This is a genomic window from Xanthomonas sp. NCPPB 2922 (assembly GCF_041520885.1).
Taxonomy (GTDB): domain Bacteria; phylum Pseudomonadota; class Gammaproteobacteria; order Xanthomonadales; family Xanthomonadaceae; genus Xanthomonas; species Xanthomonas campestris.
The window spans coordinates 215,307-232,662 of sequence record NZ_JBGOFY010000003.1 but is presented as its reverse complement, the minus strand read 5'-3'; the positions used below and the strand labels follow the sequence as shown (position 1 = coordinate 232,662).

Genomic DNA, 17,356 nt, shown 5'->3' with positions numbered 1-17,356 from the left:
TGGATGCCTATGCTGGACGATTGCTACCACCCAGGACTCACGAATGCGTCAACGCCTGCTCGTCCTCGCCCTGCTCGCCGGTCTCAGCGCCTGCCAGCAGCCCGAACCGCCGCGTGCCGGCACCGCCGCCACCACTGCACAGGATGCGCAGAGCCCGGATGCGCGCTTTGCCGCGCTCTCCAAGCACGCGCTGGACACCTGGATGCAACTGTCGCCGGTCAATGCCACCCAGGTCGGTGACCACCGCTTCGACAGCCAGCTCGATGATCTGAGCACCGCCGGCCGGCAGCGCAGCCTGGACGCCGGCAAGCAGTTGCTGACCGAGCTCGATGCGCTGGACGTCAGCAAGCTCTCGCGCGAAAACCAGGTGGACGCGGCGATCCTGCGCAACCAGCTGCAATCGGAAATCTGGAACACCGAGGTGTTGCAGAGCTGGGCCTGGGACCCGCAGGTCTACAACGGCCTGGCCGGCAGCGCGCTGTACAGCCTGATGGCGCGTGAATTCGCACCGCTGCCCGAGCGCCTGGCCTCGGCCACCCAGCGCATGGAAAAGATCCCCAGCCTGCTCGCGCAAGCGCGCGAGAACCTGGATCCGGCGCGTGTGCCGAAGATCCATGCCGAGACGGTGGCCAAGCAGAACAAGGGCATCCTCAGCATCGTCGACACCTTCATCGCGCCCAACATCGGCCAGCTGTCCCCGCCCGATGCCGCGCGCGCGCAGGCCGCCATCGACAACCTGAAGAAAGCGGTGGCCGAGCAGCAAACCTGGCTGGACACGGTGCTGGTGCCCAATGCCAAGGGCGACTTCCGCGTGGGCGCGGACAAGTACGACCAGAAGCTGAAGTTCGCGCTGTTGTCGTCGCTGTCGCGTGCGGAGATCAAGCAGCGTGCCGAGTCCGAGCTCACGCGCGTGCGCTCGGAGATGTATGGCATTGCGCGCACCGTGCTCAAGGACAAGCCCGGCGCGCCGGCCCTGCCGGATGCGCCCAGCGATGCCCAGCAGCAGGCCGCGATCGAGGCGGCGCTGGAACTGGCCTATGCCGACAAGCCGGCACGCGACAAGGTGGTGGACGATGCCAAGGCGGCGCTCGCGCAGTCCACCGAATTCGTGCGCCAGAAAGATTTGATGACCCTGCCCGATTCGCCGGTGGACATCATCCTGATGCCGGAATTCCAGCGCGGCGTGGCGGTGGCCTACTGCGACTCGCCCGGCCCGCTCGACAAGAACCTCAAGACGTTCTATGCGGTGTCGCCGATCCCCGACGACTGGAATGCCAAGCAGGTCGATTCGTTCCTGCGCGAATACAACAGCCGCATGATCCATCTGCTCAGCATCCACGAAGGTACCCCGGGCCATTACCTGGAAGGCTGGCACTCCGGCAAGTTCCCCTCCACGCTGCGCGCGGTGCTGCGCTCGGGCATGTTTGCCGAAGGCTGGGCGGTCTACACCGAACGCATGATGCAGGAACAGGGCTACCTGGATAACGACCCGTTGTTCCACCTGGTGCAGCTCAAGTTCTACCTGCGCACGATTGCCAACGCGATCCTCGACCAGGGCGTGCACGTGGACGGCTGGGATCGCGACAAGGCGATGCACCTGATGACCCACGACACCTTCCAGCAGGAGAGCGAAGCGTCGGGCAAGTGGGTGCGTGCGCAGCTGTCGTCGGCCCAGTTGCCGACCTACTTCGTGGGCGTGCAGGAGCATCTGGATACGCGCAAGGCGGTGCAGGACAAGCTGGGCAGCACCTTCAATCTGAAGGCCTACCACGACAAGATCCTGTCCTACGGCGCGCCGCCGGTGCGCTTTGCACGCGAGTTGATGCTGGATCAGCCGATTCAGTGACCGCGTCCTTCTCCCCTCGGGAGAAGGTGCCCCAAAGGGGCGGATGAGGGTGCGGGCGAAGCCTCGTGTAGTCCAACTAGCGAGTGGCTACGCCCCGCACCCTCACCCCAACCCCTCTCCCGACGGGAGAGGGGCTCAATGAGAGCTGCCTGCATCCCTTCTCCCCTCGGGAGAAGGTGCCCCGTAGGGGCGGATGAGGGTGCGGGCGAAGCCTCGTGAGTCCAACTAGCGAGTGGCTACGCCCCGTACCCTCACCCCAACCCCTCTCCCGAGGGGAGAGGGGCTCAATGAGAGCTGCCTGCATCCCTTCTCCCCTCGGGAGAAGGTGCCCCAAAGGGGCGGATGAGGGTGCGGGCGAAGCCTCGTGTAGTCCAACTAGCGAGTGGCTACGCCCCGCACCCTCACCCCAACCCCTCTCCCGACGGGAGAGGGGCTCAATGAGAGCTGCCTGCATCCCTTCTCCCCTCGGGAGAAGGTGCCCCGTAGGGGCGGATGAGGGTGCGGGCGAAGCCTCGTGAGTCCAACTAGCGAGTGGCTACGCCCCGTACCCTCACCCCAACCCCTCTCCCGAGGGGAGAGGGGCTCAATGAGAGCTGCCTGCATCCCTTCTCCCACCGGGAGAAGGTGCCCCGTAGGGGCGGATGAGGGTACGGGCAAAGCTTCGTGCGGCCAACGTAGCAAGTGGCTACGCCCCGTACGCTCACCCCAACCCCTCTCCCGACGGGAGAGGGGCTCAATGAGAGCTGCCTGCATCCCTTCTCCCCTCGGGAGAAGGTGCCCCGCAGGGGCGGATGAGCGTGCGGGCGAAGCCTCGTGTGGCCAACATAGCAAGTGGCTACGCCCCGTACCCTCACCCCAACCCCTCTCCCGATGGGAGAGGGGCTTGGATGCTTGCTAATTTCCGTTGGCAAGTTTTCAAGCCACACGAAGCCAATTGCGTGTCCTTACGCGTGGCTTTTTCCGTCACGCATCCGCCGCAACAAACCCACCGGTCTGCCGCGCCCATAGCCGGGCGTACAGGCCGCCGTGCGCGATCAGTTCCGCATGCGTGCCTGTCTCGACGATGCGCCCACCATCCATCACCACCAGGCGATCCATGCGCGCGATGGTCGAAAGCCGGTGCGCAATCGCAATGACGGTCTTGTCACTCATCAACGCATCCAGGCTGTCCTGGATGGCCGCTTCCACTTCCGAATCCAGCGCCGAGGTGGCTTCGTCCAGGATCAGGATCGGCGCGTCTTTCAGTAGCACGCGTGCGATGGCGATGCGCTGGCGCTGGCCACCCGACAACTTGACCCCGCGTTCGCCCACATGTGCATCGAAACCGCGGCGGCCTTCGCCATCCACCAGCGTGTCGATAAAGCCATCCGCACGCGCCTTGTGCACTGCGTCCAGCAGTTGCGCCTCGGTGGCCTGCGGGCGGCCGTACAGCAGATTGTCGCGAATGGAACGGTGCAGCAGCGAGGTGTCCTGCGTGACCAGACCAATCTGCCCGCGCAGGCTTTCCTGCGTGACCTGGGCGATGTCCTGGCCATCGATCAGGATGCGCCCCTGCTCCAGGTCGTACAGGCGCAGCAGCACGTTGACCAGTGTCGACTTGCCCGCGCCGGAGGGCCCCACCAGACCGATCTTTTCCCCGGCGCGCACCTGCAGATCCAGCCCGGCAATCACCCCGCCGCGCTTGCCGTAATGGAAGTGGATCTGGTCGAAATGCACGGCGCCGCGTGTCACCTGCAGCGGCAGCGCGGTGGGCTGGTCCTGCACCGTCAGTGGCTGGGCAATGGTCTGCATGCCGTCCTGCACGCTACCGATGTCTTCGAAAATGCCGTTCACCGTCCACATGATCCAGCCGGACATGTTGTGGATGCGGATCACCAGCCCGGTGGCCAGCGTAATGGCGCCCACGCTGATCTGGCCGCGGCTCCACAGCCACAACGCCAGCCCGCAGGTGCCCACGATCAGGAAGCCGTTGGCGATGGCAATGGCGGTGTCCATTGCGGTGGTCACGCGTGTCTGCAGGCGATGCTTGACCGCCAGCTCGTCGATCGCATCGCGCACGTAGGCCTCTTCGCTACGCGCATGAGAGAACAGCTTGAGCGTGGCGATATTGGTGTAGCCATCCACGATGCGGCCGGTGGCCTTGGAGCGCGCGTCCGATGCCACCCACGCACGCGCCTTCATGCGCGGCACGAAGAACGCCATCAACCCCACATACACCACCAGCCAACACAGCAGCGGCACCATCAACCACGGGTCGGCCTGCGCGAACAACCACAGTGCGCTGCCGGTATAGATCACGATGTACCAGAGTGCATCGACCATCTGCACCGCCGATTCGCGCAGCGAGGTGCCGGTCTGCATCACGCGGTTGGCGATACGCCCGGCAAAATCGTTGTGGAAGAACGCCAGACTCTGGCGCACCACGTAGTTGTGCATCAGCCAGCGCGAGCGGTTGCTCAGGCCCGGCACGATGGCCTGATTGACCAGCAGGTTATGCAGCCCGGTGAAAAACGGCCGCGCCACCAGCGTGATCACCGCCATCCACGCGAGCTCGCTGGCATGGCGCCGGAAGAACTCCGGCCCCGGCTGCTCGGCCAGCATGTCGACGATGCGGCCGAGGAAGTCGAACATCGCCACTTCCACCAGCGCCAACAACAGGCCGGCGATCAGCGTGGCCAGCAGGATCGGCCACAACGGCCGCAGGTAATGCAGGTAGAAGCGCCAGACACTGCGCGGCGGCATCTGCTGCTCGATCGGCGGAAAGGTGTCGATCAGGGATTCGAACCAGCGGAACATGGGGCGCACTTCGGGTCTATCGGGGCGTCAGGCTAGCCGATCGGGTGTCAAGCCGCAGTGGCGCCGTGCGGTGCAATGCGACGACGGCATGCGCAGGCGTGTGATCACGGCCGTCGTGATCGCCGGCTTCAGCGTCCTTTTAGGGCATCCAGATTCTGCGCAGTGCGTTCGCGATGGAAGCCGCGCAGGCGCTCCTTCAAAGCCGATAATGCTGGCCACGCAAGGCGGCGGCCGCGCATAACGCCGCCATCAAGCAACTTCACGATTGCATTCTCTTGTGCCCGGTGCACGCACGCGGCATGCACCGGCTGCCGGCTCAACGCCCCTGCAGGCTCGGCACCGCGTCCACCACATGCGCGTAGCGGCGCATGATCCAGTTGAACAACGGCGTGGCCATCAGCGTGGACAGGATCGCCATCAGTACCAGCACCGAGAACAGGCCTTGTTCGATCACCCCGGCCTGCAGGCCGATGTTGATGATGATCAGCTCCATCAGGCCACGCGCGTTCATCAGCGAACCGATCGCCATCGCATCACGGTTGTTTTCGCCGGTGGCACGCGCCGCGGCCCAGCAGGCCACGCCCTTGCCGATGAACGAGGCCGCCAGGATCGCCACGCCGGCCAGCATGATCTGCGGCTGCATCAGCACGCTGAGCTGGGTCTTGAGCCCCGAGTAAGTGAAGAACAGCGGCAGCAGCAACACCACCACGAACGGCTGCATCATCGCGCGCAGCTTTTCGGTCAACGCCCCCTTGGGCAGGCAGGCACCGAGCAGGAAGCCGCCGAACACCGCATGGATACCGATCGCATCCATCGCCCAGGCGCTGAGGCAGAACAGCATCAGGATGACCGCCAACACGCCGTTGCCGAGCGGCTGATCGGGCACCACGTAATCAGACAACCGGCGCAGCAGGTGGCGACCGACAAAGAGCATGAACAACGCATAGGCCACGCCGCCGCCGATGGCCAGATACGCGCTGCCCCAGCTGCCACCGAAGCTCGCCAGCACCACGGCCAGGATGCACCACGCCGCCGCATCGTCGAACGCGCCGGCGGTCAGCGCCAGCGTGCCCAACGGGCTATTGGTGAGGCCGCGCTCGTGGATGATGCGTGCCAGCATCGGGAAGGCAGTGATGGCGATGGCCGCACCCAGGAACAGCGAAGCCTCCATCAGCTTGGCCTTCTCGGAAAACAGGCCTTGCACATTGATCAACCACGGGCACAGCGCGAACGCCAATGCAAACGGCACCGCGATGCCGGCCAACGACACGCTCATGGCACTGCGATAGCGCGCCTTGAAGTGGTCGCCACGAAAGTCGGTGCCGACCAGGAACATGTACAGGCCCACGCCGAACTGCGCGAACACGTACAGCACGTCCATGGTCTGCTTGGGAAACAGCGCGGTCTGCAGATCCGGCAGCACCAGTCCGAACAGCGACGGCCCCAGCATCACGCCGGCAATCATCTCGCCCACCACCTGCGGTTGACCTATGCGCTTGGCCAGCAGACCGACCACACGGCACGCCAGCAGGATCGCGGCGGCCTGCAAAAAGAAATACACCGACATCTGCGGAGTGGTCATGCGTGGACGGCGTCCCTGAGAGTTGCGCGGATCATAGCGAGCCAGGCCGGTGGGCGATAGCGCCGACGGGCTACGCGCACAGGTGACCTGCAAGCAGTTGCGTTCGTTACGCGACAGGCGGGCGCGACTGCGGGACCGCATTGCGAGGGCAGCCGATGGGCCGCCACCGACCGTTCAGAGGCCGTGCTCCATGGCGGCTGGTCAGCCACGCGACGCAGATTGAGTTCGGCCGAAATCAGGCGGCCGCGTGTCTGCTTGCGCCGCGGCCCGGCGGCCCCTGCAGGGCCACCGGTGCGCGCCAGTTCACTCCTGGGCTGCCACCGCCGCTGCCACCGGCGTCAACACCAGATCCTGGAAATCGAAACTGAAGTCGGTCAATGGCGATACGGCCTCCATGCGCATCTCACGCACCTTGCCGTCGGGGGTCAGCGCGAAGTTGACGAACGCATCGGCATTCAAGGAGCGGTCGTCCCAGCGCACGATGAAGCTGTCGTGCTGCCAGTGCTCCAGCGTGCCCACCAGTTGCGCAGTCTTGGCGAACTGCAGGCGCAGCCGCTTGCCCTCCTGGCGGATCACCACCTCGCCGTACCAGGGGTCGCGATAGCTCGCGGCGTACCCACTCAGCGGTAACGACGGCGCCGAGCGCTTGGCACGCGCCTGCTCATGGTGCTTCCAGCTGGTATCGGCTTCGGCATCTGCTTTTTCCACGGCCTTGGCGTAGGCGGCGGTCCAGTCGGTGGTGGGCAGCTGCAAGAACGCATCCAGCACCTGCAGCGTCACCGCGTTGAATGCCGCGCCCACTTCCTGATTGGTCAGCACCACCACGCCGAGTTTTTGCTCCGGCACCAGGGTCAGCCGCGACACCATGCCGGGCCAGCCGCCGGTATGCCACACCAGCCGATGGCCGCGGTAATCGCTCAGGCTCCAACCCTCGCCGTAGCCAGCAAAGTTGGGGCGCGCCGCGGCCAGCTCGGGCACCGCCGGCTCCGGCACACTGATCGGCGTGATCATCGACCACATCTCGCGCTGCCGTTTGGCACTGAACAAGGGGGTGCCATCGGCCAGCGTGCCGCCGGCCAGTTGCACGTTCATCCACAACGCCATGTCGTGCGCACTGGAATACACCCCGCCGGCGCCGGAATTGTTGGACCAGGTCAGCGGCGCTACCGTGCGCAGCTTGCTGAAGTCGTACTTGGCATGCCCCACGGCGGCAGCATCGCCGGGTTGCAGGTGGTCGGCATTGAAGCGTGTGCCGGCCATGCCCACCGGCGTGAAAATGCGCTGTTGCAGGAACGCAGCATAGCTCTGCCCGGATACCTGCTCGATCACTTTCTGAGCGACCGCGTACAAGATGTTGTCGTAGGCGTAGCGGTCGCGGAAGCCGCCCTTGAGCGGCACCTTGGCCAGCCGCTGCACCACTTCTTCAGTGGTGTAACTGGTGGTGGGCCAGTACAGCAGATCGCCTGCGCCCAGGCTCAAACCGCTGCGGTGCGCGAGCAGGTCGCGCACGCGCATTTCGTTGGTGACATACGGGTCGGACATGCGGAACCACGGCAGGTGCTCGATGACCCTGTCGTCCAGCGAGAGCTTGCCCTCATCGGCCAGGATCGACAGCGATGCGGCGGTGAAGGCCTTGGTGTTGGAAGCAATGGCGAACAGCGTATTGGCCTGCACCGGCGCCGGCTTGCCCAGCTCGCGCACACCGTAGCCGCGCTCCAGCACGATCTGGCCATCCTTGACGATGGCCACTGCAATGCCGGGCACATCGAACTGCTTGCGCACCCGCTCCATCTGCGCATCGAACTGCTGCATGCCGGCCGGCAATGCAGCCGTCTCAGCGGCCAAGGTGACACCACTCGCTGTCATGCCAGCCATCGCCATCGCTCCCACCATCATCCAGGTCATCGGCTTGCTGTGCTGCTGTGTGCTCATCGATCAATGCTCCATGCCGACGACTTCCAACGACAACGGCGCCGCTGCCACCACGACACCGTTCGCATCGGCATACAGCCAGTGCCCGGGGACGAACGCCACGCCGGCAAAATTCACCGGCACGTCCACATCGCCCAGGTCGCGGCGCTCGGTGCGGCGTGGGCACGCCGCCAACGCCAGCACGCCCAACGGCAAGCCGGCCAGGATCTCCACGTCGCGCACGCACCCGTGGATCAGCACGCCGGCCCAGCCATTGGCCACCGCCTGTGCGCCGATCTGGTCACCGAACAAAGCGTGCCGCAAGGAGCCTTGCCCATCGACCACCAGCACGCGCCCGTCGCCAGGCGTGGAGGCCAGCTCGCGTATGCGCGAGTTGTCCTCGACACAGCGCACCGTCGCGATCGGCCCGGAAAAGGTGGTGCGCCCACCAAAGTGCCGAAACAGCGGTTCGGCGACCGCCACCTCGGGAAAGCGGTCGCAAAGATCGGGGGTGGTCCAGGTCATGACAACGCTCCGGCAAGGGGAGCCCGATGGTAGCCGGCTGCCAGCGACAGAGCATCCTCGGGCGCTGGTTGCACGACGCAAGGTATCCGCTGTCGCCAGCGTCTTGCGGCGGCGGCGGTATCATCGGTCACTTGCAGCGATCGCAGTTCCGGCACATCGCGGCATCCCCCCTCGCCACTGCGGAGCCCGCCATGACCGATCTGTTCGCTGCAGCGCCCCCTGCCCTGGAAGGCATCCATGTCGGCATTGGCGGCTGGGTCTACGCACCGTGGCGCGCCGGCATGTTCTACCCCGAGGGTCTGGTGCAGCGCCGCGAGCTGGAATACGCCAGCCGCCATGTCACCGCCATCGAAATCAACGGCACGTACTACGGTGCGCAGAAACCGGCCACCTACGCGAAGTGGCGCGACGAGGTGCCACCGGGCTTTGTGTTCTCGGCCAAGGCGCCGCGGCGCATTACCCAATCGCGCACGTTGGCTGGCACCGGCGCGCAGGTGGAGGACTTCATCGGTGGCATTGCCGAGCTGGGCGACACACTCGGGCCGCTGGTGTGGCAATTCGAACAAGGCCATCGCCTGCAGCCCGATGACCTGGAGGGGTTCCTGTCGCTGTTGCCCAAGCGCGCTGGCAGCCGCGTGCTACGGCACGTGCTGGAGATCCGTGACCACGCCGCCGTGGATTCCGCGCTCATCGCGCGGGTGCGCCAACATGGCGTGGCCACGGTGTTCACTGATTCTGACGAACACCCCTCGTTTGCCGATCTCTCCACGGATTTTGTGTATGCACGGCTGATGCGCAGCCAGGCACGCCTGCACACCGGTTATCCGGCACCTGCGCTGGCGCAGTGGGCCGAGCGCATCCAGGCCTGGCGACGCGGCGAAGACCCGGCCGATCTTCCGCATGTCGGCGATGCACCGGCAGCGGCCACTGCGCGCGAGGTGTTCGTGTTCTTCATCAGCGCAGCCAAGGAGCGCAACCCGGCTGCGGCGATGGCGCTGCTGCAGGCGCTGGGACGCTAGCGGCGCGCGAGGCGCTGCGGCGCAGCTCAGGCGTTACCGGTGCGGTCGCTTTACCAGCGGCCGGCCCGCTACACGCGCGGCAACGGCAACAGCCCACTGTGCGCGAGAGGCGCTGATCTTTCATCAGTCCGCCTGAGCAACGCAACCCGAAGGCGATGATGGTCCTTCTGCAAGTAGTGGACCGCTAGCGGCGCGCGAGGCGCTGCGGCGCAGCTCAGGCATTACGGGTGCGCTCGTTGTGCCAGCGGCCGGCCGCTACACGCGCGGCAACGGCAACGGCCACTGTGCGCGAAATGCTCTGGTCTTTCATCAGCTCGCCTGAGCAACTAAACCCGGAAGCGATGATGGTCCCTCTTCAGGCAATGGGCCGCTAGCGGGGCGTGAGGCGCGACCGCGCAGGTCAGGCGCGACGGTTGCGTTCGGTGTGCCAGTGGCTGGCGCGCACCGCTGTGGTGGTGGCTACACCTGCGATAGCTCCAGAGAAACCCGATGACGCTTCTGCAGTACCGCGCACAACGCCTTGGGGCCGAAGACACATGCCGCTACAGGCTTGGCCTTGACTCAGCCTGCGCCGCCTGTGGAGACAACCCGACGCCCGCTTCCGTAGTTCTGCGCGCACCGCTTTGGAGCCAACAACACGTAGGCCAGCCCAGCGGTTTCGGCGACAATGGCGCATGCCCATGACCGACCTGCGCAAGGCGCAACTGCAAATCCATTTCTGCGTGCTGCTCTGGGGCATCACCGCGATCCTCGGCAAGCTGATCACGCTGCAGGCGCTGCCGTTGGTGTGGTGGCGGATGCTGATCGTGGTGGTGGCGTTGTTGCTGCTGCCGCGCGTGTGGCGCGGGCTACGTGCGATGTCGGCGCCGGTGATGCTGGGCTATTGCGGCATCGGCGTGCTGGTGGCGCTGCACTGGCTCACCTTTTATGGCGCTATCAAGCTGGCGAACGCTTCGGTGGCGGCGACCTGTATCGCATTGGCGCCGGTGTTCACTGCGGTGATCGAACCCTGGGTGGCGCAGCGCCCGTTCCGGCCGCGCGAGCTGCTGTTCGGGCTGGCGGTGTTGCCGGGCGTGGCGCTGGTGGTCGGTGGCGTGCCCGATGGCATGCGTGCGGGCGTGGTGGTCGGCGCGGTCTCGGCGGTGTTCGTCGGCTTGTTCGGCTCGCTCAACAAACGCATGGTGGCGCACGCCGACCCGCTCACCGTCACTGCGCTGGAACTGGGCGCCGGCACGCTGGCCCTGACGGTGCTGGCGCCGGCCTTGCCACTGGTGCTGCCAGCCCTGCATGGCGACCTGCTCGTGCTGCCCAGCCTGCACGATGGCATGTTGCTGCTCGGCCTCGCACTGGCCTGCACGCTGCTGCCGTTTGCCCTGGCGCTGGTCGCGCTGCGGCACCTCAGCGCCTACTCGGTGCAGCTGGTGACCAACCTGGAGCCGGTCTACGCGATCGTGCTGGCAATCGTGTTGCTGGGCGAACAACGCGAGCTGACGCCGCTGTTTTACCTGGGCGTGGCGATCATCCTGGGCGCGGTGTTCCTGCATCCGGTGCTGGAACGGCGCCGCAAAGTGGTGCATCCCGAATTGCTCGGCACCGCCGAGGCGAAGAACATCGTCGATTGATCGGCCACGCCGAACGGCCATGTTTTTCGTAGGAGCGCGCTTGCGCGCGAGGAGCTTGACCAGTAACGCCCCATCGCGCGCAAGCGCGCTCCTACGGGCACCGATCCTTCTCGGGGCGCTTACGCCGCCCTGGTCGTCGCACGCGACAAAATCAATGCGTACGCATGCCAAGCACTCGCTATGGCACCGCCATCTAAAGCATCGAACGCCCAGCTGTTGTAGGAGCGCGCTTGCGCGCGAGGGGCTTGACCGGGAACGCCCCATCGCGCGCAAGCGCGCTCCTGCGGACACCGAACCTTCTCGGGGCGTCCACGCCGCCCTGGTCGTCGCATGCGACAAAATCAATGCGTCCGCAGGCCATGCACTCGCTATGGCACCGCCATCTAAAGCATCGAATGCCCAGCTGTTGTAGGAGCGCGCTTGCGCGCGAGGGGCTTTGCCGGGAACGCCCCATCGCGCGCAAGCGCGCTCCTACGGGCACCGAACCTTCTGAGTGTCTGCGCCGCCAAAGTCATCGCAGTACCAATTCGCACAACAGGTTCAGCACGCGCTGCGCACCAGCGTCCTGATGCGTCAAACACCCGGCCGTTGTAGGAGCGCGCTTGCGCGCGAGGAGCCTTACCGGGAACGCCCCATCGCGCGCAAGCGCGCTCCTACGATGAGCATTCCAGATGATGCATCGGGAAGCGTCCAAGCGACGATCAAACTGCGCCAAGCAACGACCGCCCCAACACACTGCCAAGCCACACTCACCAATCAGTACGCTGCGGCAATAACCCCTGCAATTCCTGGTCGGTGAGATTGCGCCACTGGCCGGGCTTGAGCGCGGCCAGCTTAATATTGTCGATGCGCACGCGGCGCAGCTGGGTCACGCGGAAGCCGAACGCCGCGGCCATCAGGCGGATCTGCCGGTTCAAGCCCTGCTCCAGCACGATGCGGAAGCCGAACTTGGCGATGCGCGCGGTACGGCACGGCAAGGTGGTTTCGTCATGCAGGCGCACGCCGCGGGCCATGCCGCGCAGGAATTCGTCGGTGACCGGTTTGTTGACCGCCACCAGGTATTCCTTCTGGTGCCGATTTTCCGCGCGCAGGATCTCGTTGACGATGTTGCCGTTGCTGGTCATCAGGATCAGCCCTTCGGAGTCCTTGTCCAGCCGGCCGATCGGGAAGATGCGCTGCTCGTGGCCCACGAACTCCACGATGTTGCCTTTCACCGAACTCTCGGTGGTGCTGGTGATGCCCACCGGTTTGTTGAGTGCGATGTACACGTGGCGCCGGGTACCAGGCTTTTTGGCCTCGCGCACGCGCAGGGGCTGGCCGTCCACCAGCACGGTGTCGTCTTCGCCGACCACCGCGCCGGTGCCGGCGATCACGCCATTGACGGTGACGCGGCGTTCGCCGATCAGGCGGTCCGCCTCGCGGCGGGAGCAAAAGCCGGTTTCGGCGATATGTTTGTTGAGTCGGGTCGTCATCGGCGGATTATCGGCGATTGCGGCGCCGCGCGGGCCATTGCGTGCGTCAGGGCCGCTCAGGAGGCAGCCAGGCTGGGTAGCGACACATGCAGCAGGTCGTCCAGCGGGCATGGCCTGTGCAGGCTAAACCCTTGCACCTGGCCGACCCCGGCCTCGCGCAGGCCGGCGATGTCGGCCTCCGATTCCACGCCCTCGGCCACCACCTCGATCCCCAGCGCCAGGCCTACCTGCGCGATCGAATGCACGGTGGCGCGGTCCACGGCGTCATGCGCGTAATTGCGTACGAAGCCGCAGTCGATCTTGAGCACGTCCACCGTAAATTGCTTGAGATAACCGAACGAGGCCAGGCCGCTGCCGAAATCATCCAGCGCCACATGGCAGCCGCGCGCACGCACGCTCTGCACGAACCGCTGCGCGTGCTCCAGATCGCCGATCACTGCGGTTTCGGTGATTTCCAGGCACAGCTTGGCCACCAGCGTCGGGTAGCGCTCGAACAACGCGCAGACAAAATCCAGGAAGTCGCGTTGCGCGATCGACTGCGCGGACAGGTTCACATGGCACAGGTCCAGGCTCGCCACATGCGCCGGATTGGCAGAGAGCTGCGCACAAAGGGTTTCCAGCACGTGCGCATCCACCATGCGGCCCAGGCCGTAACGTTCCACCGCTGGCAGGAATTCGCCAGGGCTGAGCACGCGCCCGTCGCGCGTGCGCATGCGCACCAGCACTTCGTATTGCACACGCCCCGGGTCGCTGAGCACCTGGATCTTCTGCGCGTACAGCAGCAGCCGGTCTTCGGCGATCGCCTGTTGCACCGCGCTGATCCAGCCGCCATCGTGGCGCCGCCGCGCCATCGCCAGATCGGTCTCGCCGAAACTGCGGATGCGGTTGCGGCCCTCTTCCTTGGCCGCATGGCAGGCCAGGTCGGCCGCGGTCATCAGCAGGTTGACGTCGTCGGCCCCCTGGCGGATCTCCACCACGCCGAAACTGCAGCTGGGGGTCAGCGGCCGGCCGCCCTGGTGGCTCCACGGCTGCCCAAGCACGCCATGCATCCGCTCCAGCAGCGTGTGCGCATGCGCCAGGTCGGTGTTGGCCAGCAGGATCGCGAACTCGTCGCCGCCCAGCCGCCCCAGCCAGTCGCCCGGGCGCAGCTGCATGGTGATCACGTCGGCGAAGTGGCACAGGAACTTGTCGCCGACCGCATGCCCGAAAGTGTCGTTGACCAGTTTGAAGTGATCCAGGTCCACGAAGCACAGCGCGTGGCACAACTGCGGTGACTGCGGCGGGTCGATCAGACGTTGCAGCCGGCGCTCGATCTCGCGGCGATTGATCAGCCCGGTGAGCGCGTCATGGCGCGCGTGATAGGCCACTTCGTCAGCCAGTTCGTGCGCCTGCGAGACATCCTCGATCACCGCCAGCACAAGGCTTGGCTCCTGCGGCCCCGGCTCCACCAGCGACGCGCTCCAGCGCCCCCACAACACGCCGCCATCGGAGCGCAGAAAGCGTAGCTCGCCGGCCTGCATCAGCCGCGGCCAGTCGATCAACCCGCGGCTGTCCAGCACGATGTCATCCGGGTGCATCACCTCGGCCAGCGTGCAGGCCTGCAAGGCCTCTGGCGGGTACTGCAGGATGTTCGCCAGGGAGGCATTGGCATCGAGCACGCGCCCGCTCAGGTCGAACTTCACCATGCCCAGCGCGGCATGCTGAAACGCGGTGCGGAAGCGGCCTTCGTGCGACATCAGGTAGTCGCGGGTGCGCCGGATCGCCAGCACGCAGGTGCTCAGCACCAGCAGCAAGGTGGCCAGGCTGCAGGTCACCATCACATCGTGCAGCATGCGCGCGCAGCGGGTCAGCAAGGTCAGGAACTGGGCCGCATCGCGCCGCATGCGGCCATCCAGCAGATGCAGTTCGGCACGCAAGGACTGCAGTGCGCGCGCGTCCGGCGTGCCGGTGGCCTGGGCGGAGGCCGCCCGGTCGGCCAGCAGGCTCAGATGCAGGATGTCGCCATCGGTGTGCTTCCACAGCGCAATTGCGCTGCCGAGGTACGGCAGGCGCTGCCCATACCGGTACAGGCGCACCATCTGCGGCATGTCTTCACGGGCATTGCGGCCGGCCGCCAGACCGGCATAGACCTCGGCCCAGTCGATTGGCGAGGCATCCACCGCCAACCGCGCCGCGCGATCGCCCAACGGCACTTCCAGTGCGCGACAGGCCGCCTGCAAATCCGCCGGATCGGCGCTGCCGAGGTAGCGTTCCAGCCAGTACACTGATTCCTGCTGGGCCTTGGACCAGTGGCTCTCGCCAATGATCCAGCTGGTGGCACCGGCCTGGACCTCGATCACCAGTGCCGACAGCACCGCCATGCAGCCGGTCAGCACGATCAACAGCGCCAACGGCAGCGTGAGCCAGCCACGCACCGTCTGCATGGTCCCGCCACCTGTGCCTCGTGCCGCCTGCGCTTTCGCCATCACCGTCCACCGCTGCCCAATGCGTTTCAGGCGCCCAGTGGGCGCCTGAAGGCAGTAACGGCAGCAATGGCAGAGTCTGTATGGCAGCGCCCGCTTGGCGGACGCCGCGCACAGGCACGCTCAGGCGCGCTTACTCGCTGCGCGGGCCACGCGGCTTGGGCGGACCCTTGCGGTGCGGCGCGCCGGCGCGGTCCATCGGCCGGTTGGGCCGGCCCGCCGGCTTGGGGCCGCGCGGGAACTTGGGCTTGGCCGCCGCCGCAGCGGCCGCTTCGCCCTCTTCCAGCTTGCGCATGTTGAGCTGCTGGCCCGACACCCAGACCTTCTTCAGGTGCGTCAGCAGTTCGCGCGGCATGTCGGCCGGCAGATCCAGGATCGAGTAATCGTCCTGGATGTCGATACGGCCGATGTAGCGGCTTTCCAGGCCGGCTTCGTTGGCGATGGCGCCGACGATGTTGGCCGGCTTCACGCCATGGGTGTGGCCCACTTCGATGCGGTAGCTCTCCATGCCGAACTCCGGCTCACCGCGCGGTGCGCTCGGCTCACGGCGCGGCCGCTCGGCGCCGGCGTCTTCACCATAGGCCGGGCGGTCCGGACGCGGCGGACGTGCACCACGCTCGCCGTCGGGCGCACGCGGGCCACGCTCGAACTTGGGCTCGAAGCGCGGGCGCTCGCCACGGTCGGCGCGGTCGTTGCGCTCACGCGGTGCGAAGTCTTCGCGCGCGCCACGCACCGGCGGAGTCAGCAGGAACGGGGCGTCGCCCTGCAACAACTTGGCCATTGCCGCAGCGATGTCGATCGCCGGCACGTTGTTCTCGCTCTCGTAGCGCTGCAGCAGATCGCGATACATCTCGATCTGGCCGCCGGCCAGGGTCTCGGTGATGCGGGTCATGAAACGCGCCACGCGGGTGTCGTTGACCGCGTCCACGCTCGGCAGCTGCATCTCTTCGATCGGCTGACGGGTGGCGCGCTCGATCGCGCGCAGCATGCCCTTCTCGCGCGGGGTGACGAACAGGATCGCGTCGCCGTTGCGGCCGGCACGGCCGGTGCGGCCGATGCGGTGCACGTAGCTTTCGGTGTCGTACGGAATGTCGTAGTTCAGCACGTGGCTGACGCGTTCCACGTCCAGGCCGCGCGCGGCCACGTCGGTGGCGACCAGGATGTCGAGCTTGCCGTCCTTGAGCTGGGCAATGGTCTTTTCACGGGCGGCCTGCTGCATGTCGCCATTGATGGCAGCCGCGGCCAGACCGCGCGCCTGCAGCTTCTGCGCCAGCTCTTCGGTGGCGGCCTTGGTGCGCGCGAAAATGATCATGCCGTCGAACGGCTCGACTTCCAGGATGCGGGTCAGCGCGTCCAGCTTGTGCAGGCCGCTCACCCACCAGTAGCGCTGGCGGATATTGGCCGAGGTGGTGGTCTTGGCCGCGATGGTGACTTCGGCCGGGTCCTTCAGATAGGTCTGCGCAATGCGGCGGATCGCCGGCGGCATGGTCGCGGAGAACAGCGCCACCTGGCGCTTTTCCGGCAGCTTCTTCAGCACCGCTTCGACGTCGTCGATGAAGCCCATGCGCAGCATTTCGTCGGCTTCGTCCAGCACCAGCGTCTTCAGCTGCGACAGGTCCAGGGTGCCGCGGTCCAGGTGATCGATCACCCGGCCCGGGGTGCCCACCACCACGTGCACGCCGCGCTTGAGCGCGCTGAGCTGCTGGGCATACGGCTGGCCGCCGTACACCGGCAGCACGCGGAAACCGGGGATGGCTTCGGCATATTTCTGGAAGGCTTCGGCCACCTGGATGGCCAGCTCGCGCGTCGGCGCCAGCACCAGCGCCTGCGGCTTGACCTGGTTCAGGTCGGCATTGGACAGCACCGGCAGCGCGAACGCGGCGGTCTTGCCGGTACCGGTCTGGGCCTGGCCGAGCACGTCGCGACCGGCCAGCAACGCCGGGATGGTGGCGGCCTGGATCGGCGAAGGGGTCTCGTAGCCGACGGCGGCAACCGCCTTCATCACAGCATCTGAGAGGCCGAGGTCTGCAAACAGCAGCGGCGCGGAAGATTCTTGGGTCATGGGTAACTCCGGAGGCGCCGCACGGAGCCGGCAGGCGCAAAGCAGCATAGTGTGCGCCC

Annotated in this window: 11 protein-coding genes; 3 read left to right on the top strand and 8 right to left on the bottom strand. The window is 66.3% G+C overall.

The window, feature by feature from the left end; translation table 11 throughout:
- Positions 1-43 precede the first annotated feature (43 nt).
- A complete protein-coding gene (locus ACD584_RS05785) occupies positions 44-1,846 on the top strand; it encodes a DUF885 domain-containing protein (RefSeq protein WP_076036707.1) in 1,803 nt (600 codons plus the stop codon).
- A gap of 963 nt (positions 1,847-2,809) precedes the next feature.
- On the opposite strand, the gene ACD584_RS05780 is transcribed toward ACD584_RS05785, so the two are convergent.
- The 5 genes from ACD584_RS05780 to rraA all read right to left on the bottom strand — a co-directional run bounded on the left by ACD584_RS05780 (position 2,810) and on the right by rraA (position 8,660).
- On the bottom strand, positions 2,810-4,642 hold the full coding sequence (locus tag ACD584_RS05780) for an ABC transporter ATP-binding protein (protein WP_076036706.1): 1,833 nt from the start codon (positions 4,640-4,642) through the stop codon (positions 2,810-2,812).
- A gap of 128 nt (positions 4,643-4,770) precedes the next feature.
- On the bottom strand, positions 4,771-4,905 hold the full coding sequence (locus ACD584_RS05775; RefSeq protein ID WP_256267732.1) for a hypothetical protein: 135 nt from the start codon (positions 4,903-4,905) through the stop codon (positions 4,771-4,773).
- A 53-nt stretch (positions 4,906-4,958) separates the two neighbouring features.
- Complete coding sequence (locus ACD584_RS05770; protein ID WP_076036705.1) at positions 4,959-6,224, bottom strand: cation:proton antiporter; 1,266 nt, start codon at positions 6,222-6,224, stop codon at positions 4,959-4,961.
- 303 nt (positions 6,225-6,527) lie between these two features.
- Positions 6,528-8,099 carry a serine hydrolase gene (locus tag ACD584_RS05765; protein ID WP_175611837.1) on the bottom strand — a complete coding sequence of 524 codons (1,572 nt, stop codon included), beginning with the start codon at positions 8,097-8,099 and terminating at the stop codon, positions 6,528-6,530.
- A 60-nt stretch (positions 8,100-8,159) separates the two neighbouring features.
- A complete protein-coding gene (gene rraA / locus ACD584_RS05760) occupies positions 8,160-8,660 on the bottom strand; it encodes a ribonuclease E activity regulator RraA (RefSeq protein WP_012437883.1) in 501 nt (166 codons plus the stop codon).
- A 191-nt stretch (positions 8,661-8,851) separates the two neighbouring features.
- Between rraA and ACD584_RS05755 the strand changes: the two genes are divergently transcribed.
- Entirely contained in the window at positions 8,852-9,679 is an 828-nt protein-coding gene (locus ACD584_RS05755; protein ID WP_040940994.1) for a DUF72 domain-containing protein, read from the top strand.
- A gap of 674 nt (positions 9,680-10,353) precedes the next feature.
- Positions 10,354-11,301 carry a DMT family transporter gene (locus tag ACD584_RS05750; protein WP_012437880.1) on the top strand — a complete coding sequence of 316 codons (948 nt, stop codon included), beginning with the start codon at positions 10,354-10,356 and terminating at the stop codon, positions 11,299-11,301.
- A 749-nt stretch (positions 11,302-12,050) separates the two neighbouring features.
- Here the strand turns inward: ACD584_RS05750 and ACD584_RS05745 are convergent.
- From ACD584_RS05745 to ACD584_RS05735, 3 genes are all read right to left on the bottom strand, one after another.
- The gene (locus ACD584_RS05745) at positions 12,051-12,773 is read right to left on the bottom strand and encodes a pseudouridine synthase (protein WP_011037770.1); all 723 of its coding nucleotides are present in this window, start codon (positions 12,771-12,773) and stop codon (positions 12,051-12,053) included.
- A gap of 56 nt (positions 12,774-12,829) precedes the next feature.
- Complete coding sequence (locus ACD584_RS05740) at positions 12,830-15,196, bottom strand: bifunctional diguanylate cyclase/phosphodiesterase (protein ID WP_076036704.1); 2,367 nt, start codon at positions 15,194-15,196, stop codon at positions 12,830-12,832.
- 172 nt (positions 15,197-15,368) lie between these two features.
- On the bottom strand, positions 15,369-17,297 hold the full coding sequence (locus ACD584_RS05735; RefSeq protein ID WP_076036703.1) for a DEAD/DEAH box helicase: 1,929 nt from the start codon (positions 17,295-17,297) through the stop codon (positions 15,369-15,371).
- Positions 17,298-17,356 lie beyond the last annotated feature (59 nt).